The organism is Haemophilus parainfluenzae, assembly GCF_014931375.1.
Classification (GTDB): Bacteria; Pseudomonadota; Gammaproteobacteria; order Enterobacterales; family Pasteurellaceae; genus Haemophilus_D.
Genome location: NZ_CP063117.1, coordinates 852,032 through 865,288 on the forward strand (window position 1 = coordinate 852,032; position 13,257 = coordinate 865,288).

Sequence of the window (13,257 nt, forward strand, 5' to 3'; positions counted from 1 at the left end):
CACGCTTTTCACTGTTTTATGGATTTGCTTGTTCAAACTCACGAATTTTATTAAAGACATCTTGTAAATCTGAGCCGTAGTTGATTTTCTGCAATTCCGGTACCGAGTTTGATTTCACTAACATTCTGAGTGGTTGGAACTGCATATTACACAAGTAGATTTGTTGATGTGGCAACATATGTTGTACGAAGTGGGTGAGTGCATGAATGCCTCCAGTATCGAGCACGGTCACGGCATCGCATTGCAATACAATATGTTTGATCTCGTGATCCGTATGTACGGTTTTATCGTGCAAATCCGCAAAGAGTTTATCTGCCGCAGCAAAGAATAATGGACCACTGATACGATAAGCTAACACATCATTTAGATCTTCTGGCACGGGTTGTTCAATCGTTTTTGTCATTTCTGCAATGGTACGGATAAATAAGAGGCTCGCTAATAATACGCCGACAGAGATTGCGATCACCATATCAAATAACACGGTGAGAATTAAGCAAGTGAACAACACAGCAATTTCATTTTTTGTTGACCGACGTGCTAAACGAATGATTTCAGGTACATTCGCCATATGCCAAGCTACCATTAATAGCAATGCAGCCATAGAAGAGAGTGGCAAATAAGACAGGGCATTCGCAAAGAATAATAGCGAGAATAAAACTAAGAGTGCATGAATTACACTGGCTATTGGTGATACAGCCCCAGATTTAACGTTGGCTGCAGAACGTGCAATTGCTGCAGTTGCCGTAATTCCGCCTAAGAATGGTGAAATAATATTACCTAAACCTTGGGCGAGTAATTCATTATTGGAATGATGTTTGGTATCCGTCATATTATCTAAGATGACCGCACAAAGTAGAGATTCAATCGCGCCTAATACCGCCATTGAAAAGGCGGCAGGCAAGATATCTTGTATGCGATCAAAATTCCAATTGATGACTTCACCTTGTGCATTAGGAATATTCCAAGGTAAGGCAAATTCAGGCAAGACATTAGGGATACCATGTCCTGTTGTACCATCAGATAAGGTGTATTGGAATGCCGTACCAATAGTTTCAACCGAGAAACCAAATTGTCCTAAGGCTAATGCCATGAGTGTCCCAATAATGACCGCAGGTAAATGACCCGGCACGGGTAAACGAAGCTTATGCCATTGGGTGAGTACAAATAAGGTGACCACTCCAACAGCGGTGTCTGCCCAGTTAATCGTCGGAAGTGCGGTCAAGATAGCTTGCACTTTTTCAATATAGTGAGGTGGCATCTGAGCAATGTCTAGACCTAAGAAATCTTTGATTTGCAAGGTGCCGATAGTGATCCCAATTCCGCAGGTAAAGCCAAGTGTAACGGGGAGAGGAATGTACTCAATTAATCGCCCTAATCGAGACAATGCCATGATGACTAAAATAATCCCCGAGAGCAGCGTAGCCATGAGCAAACCACTGAGTCCAAATTGTTGGGTAACGGGATATAAAATCACGACAAATGCCGCGGTTGGTCCAGAAATATTGAAACGCGATCCACCAGTTAATGCAATCACAATACCCGCCACAATAGCAGTATAAAGGCCATGTTGTGGTGGAACACCGCTGGCAATGGCTAGAGCCATGGAGAGGGGAATCGCAATGACTCCCACGGTGAGTCCCGCAATAATATCTTTAATTAACTTTTGTTTTCCGTAACCTTCACGGAAAGATTCTTTCAATGCGCTAAATGGTTTTACGGCCAAAAACACATTTTTAGAAAAGAGAGATTTGATTTGCATAAAAATACGATAATAAAAAGGAATAAGTTTATATTTTAGCTAAAAGGAACAGGATTTTTTATGTTCTAGCTCAAAAAACTTGACTAATCTTAGATAAATCTTTATATTTCACGCACTTCAAAACGGTGAGATGTCCGAGTGGTTGAAGGAGCACGCCTGGAAAGCGTGTATGTGCGAAAGTGCATCGGGGGTTCGAATCCCCCTCTCACCGCCATTCAAATTACAATCCTTTATAAATATCCGATTATTTTTTAAATCATAGATGATATTTTATGGATATAAAAAAGCACGCATTAAGCGTGCTTTTGTTATTTATACGAGTATTTAGTTAGCGCCAACGTATCCCAACACCTGCACCCGCACCAAAATCACCACGGCTACTTGCAGTACCGCCTACTTTAAATAGCAGTTTGCCATTATCAGAAGCACGAGAATAACCGACTGCTAGCGCACTTTCATTACGGAAAGTTCCTGCACCTACACCAAGCACGCTTTCCCCAGAAGTAATTGCTTGGGGGACTTGTGTTAACGCAATAGCGCTGGAAATGCCTGCACGTAATTTTTTCACGTTGTGTTTCAAATCTGAGCGCAATGATTCAGTAGAACGTGTCATTTCAGAGCGTAAATCAGAAATCTCTTTTGTATTTGTCATCACTTGATTTGATAAGTGATCTAAACGTGAAGCGTTATTAGCAATATTTTGCACGTTATTGTTTACTTTATCAGCAAGTGCTTTGGTGTTTTGAGTATTACTTGATGAATTATGGCTGATTCTATTTTTTAGATCATCGATATCAGTTCTGTTCGTTTGAATATTGTTTGTATTATTTTTTACTTGGTTATCTAGGTTATTTAGATTTTTTTGGGTATCCCTAACTCGCTCTTCTACACCCGTGATACGATTATCTAAATCCTTACGATTCTCTGTAATTCGTTCATCTAAATCTTTGCGATTCTCCGTAATACGATTATCTAAATCTTTGCGATTTTCTGTAATTCGTTCATCGAGCGCTCGGCGATCTTCAGTAATGCGACTATCTAAACGACCTACTTCATCATTAATGCGGTTGTTGAGATTTTTATCTGTTTCATTAATGCGATCATTTAAGTTTTTATCTGTTTGGTTTAAACGCTCATCAACGCCAGTAATACGATTATTTAAATCTTTCTGAGCATTGGTAATGCGATCATCAAGGCGCCCCACTTCAGTTGTTACACGATTATCAATTTCAGTTTGAGTATTCGTAATACGTTCATCGAGCACTCGGCGATCTTCAGTAATGCGACTATCTAAACGTCCCACTTCGTCATTGATGCGGTTATTGAGATTTTTATCTGTTTCATTAATACGCTCGTCGAGTCTTCCCACTTGAGCATAAACTTCAGTTTTTGTTGCTGTATCTTCTGCGAAAGCAAGAGATGCACTTCCAAATAAACATACAAATAAGAGTGTTTTTTTCATCAGGTTTAATTCCTTTAAATAGAAAATATCCGAAATATTATAAAAGTTTCATTTGGTATGAAACGAAATGAATAATACTTGTATGAGATTATTTGGTAAATATTTAGACTTGGAAATTTACAAAAATTTACATTGCAAAACAATGGCTTACGGGGGTATGCTTCGCTTGAATGAGTATTATAATGGCACGCCCTAAAGGATTCGAACCTTTGACCCACGCCTTAGAAGGGCGTTGCTCTATCCAGCTGAGCTAAGGGCGCATTTCAAGGGTTACATCTTTTGTATGGAATTTCGAGGGAAATATAAAAGAAGTGGTCGGCGAGATAGGATTTGAACCTACGACCCACTGGTCCCAAACCAGTTGCGCTACCAAGCTGCGCTACTCGCCGACGATTGAGCACAATTATAGTGAGCTTTTCTTTTCAGTCAATTAATTTTTTAGATTCCTCTTTCAATTGCTCAAAATTATTCCAGTTTTTTAACCGCTCTTTTGTTGTCTTTGTAAAATAAGGCGTTGTCAGTTAAAATAGCAAACGTTTACTTAATGCCACCTTGAGGAAAAATGCATGACCGCCCAAATTATTTCAGGTACTGAACTATCAAAAAAAATCAAATCGGATGTTGCCAATAAAATTGAACATTATCGTGCTCAAGGTAAACGTGCACCAGGACTTGCGGTAATTTTGGTGGGGGCCGATCCCGCTTCTCAAGTCTATGTAGGCAGTAAACGAAAAAGTTGTGAGGAAATCGGGATGGTTTCAAAGTCCTATGACTTACCTGAAGCAACGTCGGAAGCAGAACTACTACAACTGATAGATCAATTGAATGCCGATGAAACCATTGATGGTATTCTCGTGCAACTTCCATTGCCTGAACAAATTAATAGTACATCAGTGATTGAGCGTATTAGCCCTGAAAAAGATGTGGATGGTTTCCATCCTTATAATGTGGGGCGCTTATGTCAGCGTATTCCAACTTTACGCGCTTGCACCCCTTATGGCGTGATGAAATTATTAGAAACCACAGGTATCGATTTGCACGGTAAGCATGCGGTGATCGTTGGAGCATCAAATATTGTGGGTCGTCCAATGTCGCTTGAATTATTATTGGCTGGCGCTACTGTCACAGTGACGCACCGTTTCACCAAAGATTTAGAGCATCATATCCGTCAGGCTGATGTTTTAGTAGTGGCCGTGGGCAAACCTCGTTTTATTTCGGGCGATTGGATTAAAGAAGGGGCAACAGTCATTGATGTAGGGATTAACCGTATCAATGGTAAATTAGTGGGTGATGTGGAATATGATGTGGCGATACAAAAAGCGGCCTATATTACACCAGTACCGGGTGGAGTAGGGCCAATGACGGTTGCCATGCTGATGTTTAATACACTTTATGCTTATGAGCATAACAATCAACTCGTTTAAGAAATGAAAAAAGTGCGGTTAAATTTGACCGCACTTTTTGTCTTAATGTAATTTCAATCTTGGTTTTAAATAGTGGTTAAGTTTATCCACTAAAATAATCAAGCCAATCTTAATACATCCATGCAAAGCATGTTGATGCATACGATATAAAGATACATACGCAAACTGTGCAAATTTACCTTGAACAGTTAGTGGATTTTTCCCAAATTTATTTGAAATGCTACCCAATGCGGTAAAGCTTGAAAGAGAAACCAAGGTTCCTTTATCGTTGTATTTGAATGCTTTTAATGGTTTTTGCTCAAAAAGTGCAAAGATGTTTTTCGCACAAGCTTTTGCCATTTGGTGTGCAGCTTGCGCTCTTGGTGGAACTAATTTACCGTTTGGTTGCATTAATGCTGCACAGTCACCAATGGCAAAAATACTGTCATCTACCGTAGTTTGAAGGGTATCTTTTACCACTAATTGATTGATGCGGTTAAGCTCTAACCCATCGAATTGCTGTGTCACCGTTGAGGTGCGAACACCCGCCGCCCATACAATCAGATCAGCTTTGATTTCTTCGTCATCTTTGGTGATAAGTGTATTTGGTTGGGCTTCCGTGATCATCGTATTTAATTTCACGTTAGCACCCATTTCTTGCAATTCATCTAATACTGCTGCAGATAAATTTTCAGGTAGAGCAGGCAATAAGCGAGGACCTGCTTCAACTAAGGTGACTTGCAAGCAAGAATTATCAATTTTACCGTAACCGTAAGAAGACAAGTCTTCCGTCGCATGATAAAGCTCAGCAGTTAATTCCACGCCAGTTGCACCACCGCCAACAATCGCAATATTGACTTTGTTTTCATCCACTAGTTTTTGTTTAAATTCTTCTTCACCAATATCATCTAATGCGCGGTTTTCAGAGAATTTAAGGAATAATTCCAACATTCTTTGTTGGAAGCGAAGAGCTTGATCAGAGCTGTCTAAGAAAATGCAATTATCAGCGACGCCTTTTGTATTGAAATCATTCGATTTACTGCCAATCGCAATTACTAAGTAATCATAAGGAATACGACGAGCAACCACGAGCATATCGCCTTCTTGCCCATAAACAGGGGCAAGTTCAACATATTTTTGCTCTCGATTAATGCGTGTGATCGAACCTTGCTCAAAACTGAAATGGTGGTTTTTACCATGTGCACGGTAGCTCAGAGAATCTGTGCCATCATCCATTACACCTGTAGCAATTTCATGTAATAAGGGTTTCCACAAGTGGGTCGCATTGCGATCCACAAGCGTCACTTTAGCCTGTTTTTTGCGACCTAATTTATCGCCTAAAAATGTCGCTAATTCAATGCCACCGGCGCCCCCGCCAACGATCACGACGTTTTTCATAAAGTACTCCTAAAAGCAAAATTGTTAAAAATGTTAAACTAATGTAATGATAGCATAACAAGTAAACAAGACGAAAAAATTTAATGGAAATGACCGCACTTTATTGATGACAGCGATCGTAAAGCGGTTGCAATTGTTGAATGGTTTGGGTGATAAATAAAACGGGATCGATTTGATGGAGTTCAGCTTTTTCAATGCTTTTTCCAATGCACCAAAAATCTTCATCTGAACGTAAGAGAAGATCTTTTTCAGAAATGTCCTTCACTTGGCGAAAATCATCATATTCGCTTTCATCTTCTCGCCAAATATCAAAATCTGCAAATTGTTTGAAATCAAATTGATCAAGCCACTGATTATATTGTTGCACATTAATTTGTGAGCGATCTGCACGATAGCAATGCCAATCTAAACACACTCTTAGTCGGCGACGATTTAATAGCACAGAAAAGATTGCTGCAGAATTTTGGTTGAACTCGTATTTAAAATAAGCAAAGAAATGAGCGCGTACCTGCCAGCCATTGGTCCAGCTTTCAATATGCGGTTTCGCAAAAGGCATGCCAAGCTGCTTTGCCACTTCTTGAATAATCGCTTTCCAATTATCCCAATGTAATTTGTAATTAGCTTTGATCGCCGGAATATCTTCCGGACAAAATTTCTTCATCTGGGCGAATTGGTAGAACGGAATATTGAACAGTTCGCAAGATTCAGCATTAAGTGAGAGCATAGTGTTTCCTTAAAAATCACAGTAATTTTTGACCGCACTTTGTGTGAAGAGCTGTTTATCTTCCCAACGCAACATAGTCATTCGATTATTCCACACACAACCTGTATCTAAGGCATAAATACCTTGAGGGAGATTCTCATCGACTAAACTTGCCCAGTGCCCAAATACAATCGGGATCTGTTTATAAAGAGGATTATCCAAATTAAACCAAGGTATAAGCTCCGCCGGCGCATCTTTCAAAGAGGATTTACAGGCAAAATCAAAGCGATGATCTGAATAGCAAAAACGCATTCGAGTGAACGCATTAATAATGTAACGATGACGTGCTAAGCCCTGCAAATCTGGCGACCAACGATTGGGTTGTTCTGAATACATATTTTCAATGAGATAATAAAAATCACCATGCTGTAAAATGTGTTCCACTTCAGCTGCACAAGATTTCGCGGTTTCCAAATCCCAATCTGGCGAAATGCCTGCATGTGCCATCAGGAAGTTTAATTTTTCATTATGCACAAGTAAGGGTTGATGGCGTAACCAGTCAATGAGTTCATCAAAATCGGGTGCATTAAAAATAGCATCGACACGGTCACGAGGCTTCACTTTTTTAATACCCAGTGCGGTTGCAATTAGATGCAGATCGTGATTACCAAGGACAGTCTTTGCCGCATTTCCAAGTGATTTTACAAAACGAAGACATTCAAGTGATTTATCTCCACGTGCTACAAGATCTCCCACAAGATAAAGTTTATCTTGCACAGGATTGAAGTCTACTCGTTCTAATAAAAGCTGTAATTCATCATAACAGCCTTGTAAATCACCGACGAAATAGGTTGCCATTTTTGACCGCTCTTTTACTCTTCTGAATTTAAGATTTCATCTTTATTGACATCTACTGGTGGATTATCCGCTAACCAGTTTGCTAGGCGTGCATAATCTGCGATAGCTAAATTTTCTGCTCGTGCATTTAGATCAATACCAAGTGCGGTCAGATTTTCAGGTGAAAATAGTGTTGAGAGAGCATTACGCAATGTTTTACGACGTTGATTAAACGCTTGGGAGCAAACACGGTTCAACCAATATAAATCTTTTACAGGGTGAGGTAATTCTTTATGCGGAATTAAACGCACAACGGCTGAATCTACTTTCGGTGCAGGTTTAAATGCAGAAGGTGGCACTTCAAGTACAGGCATCACTTGGCAGAAATATTGCGCCATAATGGTTAAACGACCGTAAGCTTTGATGTTTGGGCCTGCGCATAAGCGTTTTACCACTTCTTTTTGTAGCATGAAGTGCATGTCTTGAATCACATCGTGATACTTAAATAAGTGGAACATCAATGGGGTAGAAATGTTGTAAGGCAAGTTACCAAATACGCGTAACTTCTGACCTTTTTCCGCTAAATTCTCTTTTGTATAAAGCTCACCAAAATCAAATTGCATCGCATCCGTTTCAATGACGGTGAGCTTTTGATGTAAAAATGGATGATGACGTAAACGTTCTGCAAGGTCTCGGTCAAGCTCGACCACCGTAAGATGATCGACAAGCTCTCCAACAGGCTCCGTTAATGCACCAAGCCCTGGGCCAATTTCTACTAAGAATTGATTCGGTTGTGGATGAATTGCCGCCACGATACCTTGAATCACAGAAGTATCATGTAAAAAGTTTTGTCCAAAGCGTTTACGGGCTGTATGGCCTAAGTGTTTTTTTGAGTTCATAAAATAGTCTAGTAAATGATAAAGTTTGTGGTTTATATCTTTAAATATCTAGCCACTCTGGTTTTATTTCTCTCGGAGATATCTCATTAACATTATCATGGTAATGAATAATATGGCATGCATTCTTAGAATTTGGATGCCAATGTGTAAAATTTTCTTTGTCTTGCGAGTAAAAACAAATCATAGGTTTATTTAACCCTGAAGCAATATGAATCGTTGATGTATCAACCGAAATAAGTAGGGCACAGTTTCTAATCAATTCAATTGTATGGTAGATCGTTGTATGAGGATTTGGGTAAACAAATACATTATCAAATTGATTAGCGATTCTACTTAAATGTTCATGAGTATCAGGCGTTACAAGTAAGACTAACTGATGTTTATGAGAGTCTCTAATATATGTTAAATAATCTATAATGTGAGCATCATCAAACTTTCTATTTTTCCCCGCGCCATAGAAGTTAATTGTAATGTAATTATTTAACTTGTTATCAGTAATAAACTGAAGAATTTCTTCTTTAGTTGAGCCATCTTGCGGAATATCATAGCTTTCATCACTTAGACTGATATTTGACTGGGCTAAAGCCTCTTTATAAATCTCTGAAAAATGACCGTCTTTAGTAATATTTATATTAAAAATATTATAATCCGCTTTTCTATAGCCTATATAATTACGCGCATTGAGTATTCTCAATAGCAACAAGTCTCGGTTTCTAAGTACAATGGTTGGATCAATGACAACATCGTATCTTTCTTTTCTAATAAGCAGTGCTGTCTTAATGTAGTCGAGAATGCTTCTTTTCTTTACAAGATAAATCTCATCAATATTATGATTTTTTTGGAACAGATAAGCGTTCTGTTTCGTGCAGATGACACCAATCTTTATCAAGGGGTTAAATTTCTTTATCTCCCGAAAAACAAAAGAACTAACGATATAGTCGCCAATTTTCCCATCTTGTCGCAAAAATAAGAAACTCTTAGGATGTTCTAAACTTTGGGGATTAGCTGATCTTGATGATTTATCGAGTATCCATTTCCCCATTTTTAACCTTAGTGCTTTTAGCTTATTCATATCGATGTTCAATTTTGTCTATTTCTGAGTCACTGTTTAATCCTCTAAATACACATGGTGGTTCAATACCATAGGCATCAACACGTGTTTTTTGGATTAATCCCGTCAGATAATCAGCAGGCAGTCTTATTGGATAAGCGTAATTAAGTAATTTTTTAGCGCCCGATAGTGTAATTAAATAAGCGGTTGCATAGATAATGCATCTTCTTGAATTTTTTGAAGGTGCCTTGTAATGTGCAAGTCTATATCCTTCCACAATCCGTTTCTTAAAGAAATGGGATTTAACTTTTCCGTGATCAAAAAAGATCAGCTCATGATTTTTATTAATTTTATTGAGCGTATCCTCAACAATTTCCTTAAAGTGCTGTGAAACGATCGCATCGTCTTCAAGAATAATGGCTCTTTCAATATTGTTTTCTACCATGTGCTCATAAACTTTAATATGGCTTATTGCACAGCCAATTTCGCCGAGCGTTAAGGGCTTAGGTGATAAATAGTGTTTCGGATAGAAATCATAATCAACAGATTCTAATACGGAAGCGGGCAGTTTTTTTCCATCTGTCGCATCAAAAAAAGTAAAGTCTAACCCCAAACCAGAAAGGCGTTTAGCAATATTTTCTCTTCTTGTTGAATTTTTTAAACTAATTACAATTATTTTAGGTATAGCCATAAATAACCCTTGGGTTGAAGTCATTGGTTGACATACAAATTGACGAAAATCTAAGTAAAGTTTGCTTTAGCCTTTTTCGATAGAACAGTCCTCTTGGAAAGTGGATGTCATATAAGGCTTAGATCTTACTGGTTTCGAATGCTAAATTAAATTTCTACCAGATCTACTTTTTGAAATATTATAATCGAATTATTGAAAAAATAACGGGGATTTCAACAAAATACCATTTTAATCTTTCGTCTAACATTAAAAACGGCTATAATTCGCCCGTTTTTCATTTATAGCCGCAAAAAGTGCGGTCAAAAAAATCATTATTTTAGAGGATAAAATGGCAAAAGAAGATTGCATTGAAATGCAAGGCACAATTTTGGAAACCTTACCAAATACCATGTTCCGTGTTGAGTTAGAAAATGGTCACGTGGTGACTGCACATATTTCTGGCAAAATGCGTAAAAACTATATTCGTATCTTAACGGGCGATAAAGTAACTGTAGAAATGACACCTTATGACTTAAGCAAAGGTCGTATCATTTTCCGTAGCCGTTAATTTAGAAATGAAAAGAAAAGCCGATATGTTGATATCGGCTTTTTTTGTTTGAAAAGCGTACAAATTATTTGAAGTCTGAAAAAAAATCTGTATAATCAGCACCCTTAGCCACGTTCATTTTTTCGTTCCTTGCCTTTGCAGATTGGTGGCTAATCTACGTCAAAGGCTGATTAACCCGTAAGGAGCAGTAATGCGTCACTACGAAATCGTGTTTATGGTTCATCCGGACCAAAGCGAGCAAGTACCAGGTATGATCGAACGTTACACAGGTTCTGTTAAAGAAGCTGGTGGTCAAGTTCATCGCCTAGAAGATTGGGGTCGTCGTCAATTAGCGTACCCAATTAACAAATTACACAAAGCACACTACGTGCTTATGAATGTAGAAGCGCCTCAACAAGTCATCGACGAGCTAGAAACGACTTTCCGTTATAACGATGCTGTATTACGCAGTCTTGTTATCCATACTAAGCACGCCGTAACCGAAGCGTCCCCAATGAAAGCGGCTAAAGAAGAACGTAAACCTTTAGCTGAAGTTGAAAACAACGATTTTGAGGATGCTGAAGAGTAATTCAAAACTTGATAATCGCTTCTCGTTAATCGGCACAGTGTGTCAATTACCTAAACGAAGCAAAAGTCCTAACGGGATTGCGCATTGCCAGTTTTGGCTGGAACATCGTTCCGAACAAGTCGAAAGTGGTTTATCACGCCAAGCGTGGTTAAAGATGCCAGTTCAAGTCAGTGGCAATCAGTTAATAGAAAAAACTCAAAGCATTACGGTCGGCAGTAAACTTCTTGTGGTGGGGTTTATAACTTCACATAAAACCTCAAATGGTTTAACGCAGTTAGTATTGCATGCCGAGCAAATCGAATTTATAGATTAGGAGACAGCCAAATGGCACGTTATTTCCGTCGTCGTAAGTTCTGCCGTTTCACAGCGGAAAATGTTGTTGAAATCGATTACAAAGATATCGCTACATTAAAGAACTACATTTCTGAAAGCGGCAAAATTGTACCAAGCCGCATTACCGGTACTCGTGCGAAGTACCAACGCCAATTAGCACGCGCAATCAAACGCGCTCGTTATTTAGCGTTATTACCTTACTCTGATTCTCATCACAATTAAGAAGGAGTTAGGAAATGCAAGTAATTCTTTTAGATAAAATCGTTCACCTAGGTAACGTAGGTGATCAAGTTAATGTTAAATCTGGTTTCGCTCGTAACTTCTTAATCCCACAAGGTAAAGCGGTTATGGCAACTAAAGCTAACATTGAACACTTTGAAACTCGTCGCGCAGAGTTAGAAGCAGCGGCAGCCGCAAGTTTAGCAGCAGCTCAAGCTCGTGCAGCACAAGTGACTGCATTAGGTTCTGTAACTATCGCATCTAAAGCTGGTGAGGAAGGCCGTTTATTCGGTGCAATCACTACTCGTGATGTAGCAGAAGCAGTAACTGCAGCAGGCGTTGAAATTGCGAAAAGCGAAGTTCGTTTACCAAACGGTCCAATCCGTACTCTTGGTGACCACGACGTTCGTTTCCAACTTCACGGCGAAGTATTTGCAACATTAGATGTTATCGTTGTTGCAGAATAATTATCAAAGTTTTTGATAAAAGAAAACCCGACGTAATGTCGGGTTTTTTGTTTTTCTAGATTAAGAAAATATTTTGATTATTCGTCGAGAATAAAAAAGTGCGGTCATTTTTGACCGCACTTTTATTATCAATTTAGTGTTTTAAATTACAAACCTAATACAGCAAATAATACCCAGATTGTGTAAATCATGGCTAAGCCGTAAAAGATAAATCCGCCTGCTGGCACGTGGATTTTAAGATCGTGCATCGCGTGATGGATACGGTGTAAACCACACCACATTGGGAAAATGGTTAAAACTAAGATAACTAATTTTCCGATCCAAGAATAAGCGAATGTAATTAGGTTATGTGGATCAATTAATCCGAATGGTAACAATAAACCAAGGATTAAGATCACAACAGGGAAGAAAATCGCACTGACAGTCCCGCCAGCACCAAACATCAACCATACTGGTGGTTCACCAGAGCGTTTTGGATTTTGATCGACCATTTTTTCTCTCCCTACATATAAACTAAAATTAATGCGATAACACTAATCACAGCTGTCACTGCCCACAGTGCATTTCTTAACACGTGATGTGGTAAACGTTCATTTTTAACAATGATGTTCATCACTTTTGGTGTCATCACGAAATAAGTTGCAGTGTGATATAAGGTCGCAATTAATGTGATGATATTTAAGAACACCACAATTGGATTTCTTAAGAAGCCAATGAAATCAACAATACCTAAGCCTGGTACAGGATTGCTTGCAAGGCAAAGTACACCGTAAAGCAATACGATACAGAACCACACAGCAAAGATAGAAGTTGCTTCACGTACCATATACGCTTTGTAGAAATCCAATTTTTGCCACCAAGTAGCCGTCATTGGGCGAACATATTTTTTACGTTTACTTATTGTTACTGACATATTCTTC

General features: G+C 38.8%; 16 protein-coding genes and 3 tRNA genes. 7 read left to right on the top strand and 12 right to left on the bottom strand.

The genetic code is table 11. From position 1 onward, the window contains the following. Positions 1–16 precede the first annotated feature (16 nt). On the bottom strand, positions 17–1,759 hold the full coding sequence (gene dauA / locus INP95_RS04125) for a C4-dicarboxylic acid transporter DauA (protein WP_197560955.1): 1,743 nt from the start codon (positions 1,757–1,759) through the stop codon (positions 17–19). A gap of 124 nt (positions 1,760–1,883) precedes the next feature. Between dauA and INP95_RS04130 the strand changes: the two genes are divergently transcribed. Next, positions 1,884–1,973: transfer RNA gene (locus tag INP95_RS04130), tRNA-Ser, on the top strand. A gap of 114 nt (positions 1,974–2,087) precedes the next feature. On the opposite strand, the gene INP95_RS04135 is transcribed toward INP95_RS04130, so the two are convergent. The 3 genes from INP95_RS04135 to INP95_RS04145 all read right to left on the bottom strand — a co-directional run bounded on the left by INP95_RS04135 (position 2,088) and on the right by INP95_RS04145 (position 3,610). Further along, positions 2,088–3,221: a YadA C-terminal domain-containing protein gene (locus INP95_RS04135; protein ID WP_197560956.1), complete on the bottom strand. Its 1,134-nt coding sequence runs from the start codon at positions 3,219–3,221 to the stop codon at positions 2,088–2,090. A 183-nt stretch (positions 3,222–3,404) separates the two neighbouring features. Next, positions 3,405–3,481 (bottom strand) — tRNA-Arg (locus tag INP95_RS04140). A gap of 52 nt (positions 3,482–3,533) precedes the next feature. Further along, positions 3,534–3,610, bottom strand: a tRNA-Pro gene (locus INP95_RS04145). A 177-nt stretch (positions 3,611–3,787) separates the two neighbouring features. Here INP95_RS04145 and folD point away from each other — a divergent pair. Next, entirely contained in the window at positions 3,788–4,645 is an 858-nt protein-coding gene (folD, locus tag INP95_RS04150; protein ID WP_197560957.1) for a bifunctional methylenetetrahydrofolate dehydrogenase/methenyltetrahydrofolate cyclohydrolase FolD, read from the top strand. A 42-nt stretch (positions 4,646–4,687) separates the two neighbouring features. Here folD and INP95_RS04155 read toward each other — a convergent pair whose 3' ends face one another. From INP95_RS04155 to INP95_RS04180, 6 genes are all read right to left on the bottom strand, one after another. Continuing rightward, positions 4,688–6,022, bottom strand: coding sequence for an NAD(P)/FAD-dependent oxidoreductase (locus INP95_RS04155; protein WP_197560958.1), 1,335 nt, complete (start codon positions 6,020–6,022; stop codon positions 4,688–4,690). Positions 6,023–6,122: 100 nt separating this feature from the next. Next, positions 6,123–6,746 (bottom strand): glucose-6-phosphate 1-dehydrogenase family protein, encoded by a 624-nt coding sequence (locus tag INP95_RS04160; protein ID WP_197560959.1) that lies wholly within the window; start codon positions 6,744–6,746, stop codon positions 6,123–6,125. A gap of 9 nt (positions 6,747–6,755) precedes the next feature. Beyond that, positions 6,756–7,583, bottom strand: coding sequence for a bis(5'-nucleosyl)-tetraphosphatase (symmetrical) ApaH (gene apaH, locus INP95_RS04165; protein WP_049383887.1), 828 nt, complete (start codon positions 7,581–7,583; stop codon positions 6,756–6,758). A gap of 14 nt (positions 7,584–7,597) precedes the next feature. Further along, complete coding sequence (gene rsmA, locus INP95_RS04170) at positions 7,598–8,461, bottom strand: 16S rRNA (adenine(1518)-N(6)/adenine(1519)-N(6))-dimethyltransferase RsmA (RefSeq protein WP_197560960.1); 864 nt, start codon at positions 8,459–8,461, stop codon at positions 7,598–7,600. A gap of 40 nt (positions 8,462–8,501) precedes the next feature. Further along, entirely contained in the window at positions 8,502–9,533 is a 1,032-nt protein-coding gene (locus tag INP95_RS04175) for a glycosyltransferase family 9 protein (protein WP_197560961.1), read from the bottom strand. Next, the gene (locus INP95_RS04180; protein WP_197560962.1) at positions 9,526–10,203 is read right to left on the bottom strand and encodes a glycosyltransferase family 25 protein; all 678 of its coding nucleotides are present in this window, start codon (positions 10,201–10,203) and stop codon (positions 9,526–9,528) included. Before INP95_RS04180 ends, INP95_RS04175 begins: the two co-directional genes overlap by 8 nt. 328 nt (positions 10,204–10,531) lie before the next feature. Here INP95_RS04180 and infA point away from each other — a divergent pair, with 328 nt between their 5' ends. From infA to rplI, 5 genes are all read left to right on the top strand, one after another. After that, positions 10,532–10,750 carry a translation initiation factor IF-1 gene (gene infA / locus INP95_RS04185; protein ID WP_005627617.1) on the top strand — a complete coding sequence of 73 codons (219 nt, stop codon included), beginning with the start codon at positions 10,532–10,534 and terminating at the stop codon, positions 10,748–10,750. A 190-nt stretch (positions 10,751–10,940) separates the two neighbouring features. Then, complete coding sequence (gene rpsF / locus INP95_RS04190) at positions 10,941–11,318, top strand: 30S ribosomal protein S6 (RefSeq protein WP_005627620.1); 378 nt, start codon at positions 10,941–10,943, stop codon at positions 11,316–11,318. Continuing rightward, complete coding sequence (gene priB / locus INP95_RS04195) at positions 11,305–11,631, top strand: primosomal replication protein N (protein WP_005627623.1); 327 nt, start codon at positions 11,305–11,307, stop codon at positions 11,629–11,631. The genes rpsF and priB overlap by 14 nt, the downstream gene beginning before the upstream one ends. 11 nt (positions 11,632–11,642) lie before the next feature. Beyond that, a complete protein-coding gene (gene rpsR / locus INP95_RS04200; RefSeq protein ID WP_005696867.1) occupies positions 11,643–11,873 on the top strand; it encodes a 30S ribosomal protein S18 in 231 nt (76 codons plus the stop codon). A 14-nt stretch (positions 11,874–11,887) separates the two neighbouring features. Next, positions 11,888–12,337: a 50S ribosomal protein L9 gene (gene rplI / locus INP95_RS04205; RefSeq protein WP_049368816.1), complete on the top strand. Its 450-nt coding sequence runs from the start codon at positions 11,888–11,890 to the stop codon at positions 12,335–12,337. 146 nt (positions 12,338–12,483) lie between these two features. Here the strand turns inward: rplI and frdD are convergent, their stop codons facing one another. Continuing rightward, complete coding sequence (gene frdD / locus INP95_RS04210) at positions 12,484–12,828, bottom strand: fumarate reductase subunit FrdD (protein ID WP_005696863.1); 345 nt, start codon at positions 12,826–12,828, stop codon at positions 12,484–12,486. A gap of 11 nt (positions 12,829–12,839) precedes the next feature. Next, complete coding sequence (gene frdC, locus INP95_RS04215; protein WP_197560963.1) at positions 12,840–13,250, bottom strand: fumarate reductase subunit FrdC; 411 nt, start codon at positions 13,248–13,250, stop codon at positions 12,840–12,842. Positions 13,251–13,257: the final 7 nt, after the last annotated feature.

Bases quoted from the DNA above. Each gene is read 5' to 3' on its own strand.
- INP95_RS04160 (WP_197560959.1), bottom strand. From the start codon at position 6,746: ATGCTCTCACTTAATGCTGAATCTTGCGAACTGTTCAATATTCCGTTC.
- rpsF (WP_005627620.1), top strand. From the start codon at position 10,941: ATGCGTCACTACGAAATCGTGTTTATGGTTCATCCGGACCAAAGCGAG.
- INP95_RS04155 (WP_197560958.1), bottom strand. From the start codon at position 6,022: ATGAAAAACGTCGTGATCGTTGGCGGGGGCGCCGGTGGCATTGAATTA.
- frdD (WP_005696863.1), bottom strand. From the start codon at position 12,828: ATGGTCGATCAAAATCCAAAACGCTCTGGTGAACCACCAGTATGGTTG.
- frdC (WP_197560963.1), bottom strand. From the start codon at position 13,250: ATGTCAGTAACAATAAGTAAACGTAAAAAATATGTTCGCCCAATGACG.
- folD (WP_197560957.1), top strand. From the start codon at position 3,788: ATGACCGCCCAAATTATTTCAGGTACTGAACTATCAAAAAAAATCAAA.
- rplI (WP_049368816.1), top strand. From the start codon at position 11,888: ATGCAAGTAATTCTTTTAGATAAAATCGTTCACCTAGGTAACGTAGGT.
- rpsR (WP_005696867.1), top strand. From the start codon at position 11,643: ATGGCACGTTATTTCCGTCGTCGTAAGTTCTGCCGTTTCACAGCGGAA.
- infA (WP_005627617.1), top strand. From the start codon at position 10,532: ATGGCAAAAGAAGATTGCATTGAAATGCAAGGCACAATTTTGGAAACC.
- dauA (WP_197560955.1), bottom strand. From the start codon at position 1,759: ATGCAAATCAAATCTCTCTTTTCTAAAAATGTGTTTTTGGCCGTAAAA.
- INP95_RS04175 (WP_197560961.1), bottom strand. From the start codon at position 9,533: ATGAATAAGCTAAAAGCACTAAGGTTAAAAATGGGGAAATGGATACTC.
- INP95_RS04180 (WP_197560962.1), bottom strand. From the start codon at position 10,203: ATGGCTATACCTAAAATAATTGTAATTAGTTTAAAAAATTCAACAAGA.
- INP95_RS04135 (WP_197560956.1), bottom strand. From the start codon at position 3,221: ATGAAAAAAACACTCTTATTTGTATGTTTATTTGGAAGTGCATCTCTT.
- rsmA (WP_197560960.1), bottom strand. From the start codon at position 8,461: ATGAACTCAAAAAAACACTTAGGCCATACAGCCCGTAAACGCTTTGGA.
- apaH (WP_049383887.1), bottom strand. From the start codon at position 7,583: ATGGCAACCTATTTCGTCGGTGATTTACAAGGCTGTTATGATGAATTA.
- priB (WP_005627623.1), top strand. From the start codon at position 11,305: ATGCTGAAGAGTAATTCAAAACTTGATAATCGCTTCTCGTTAATCGGC.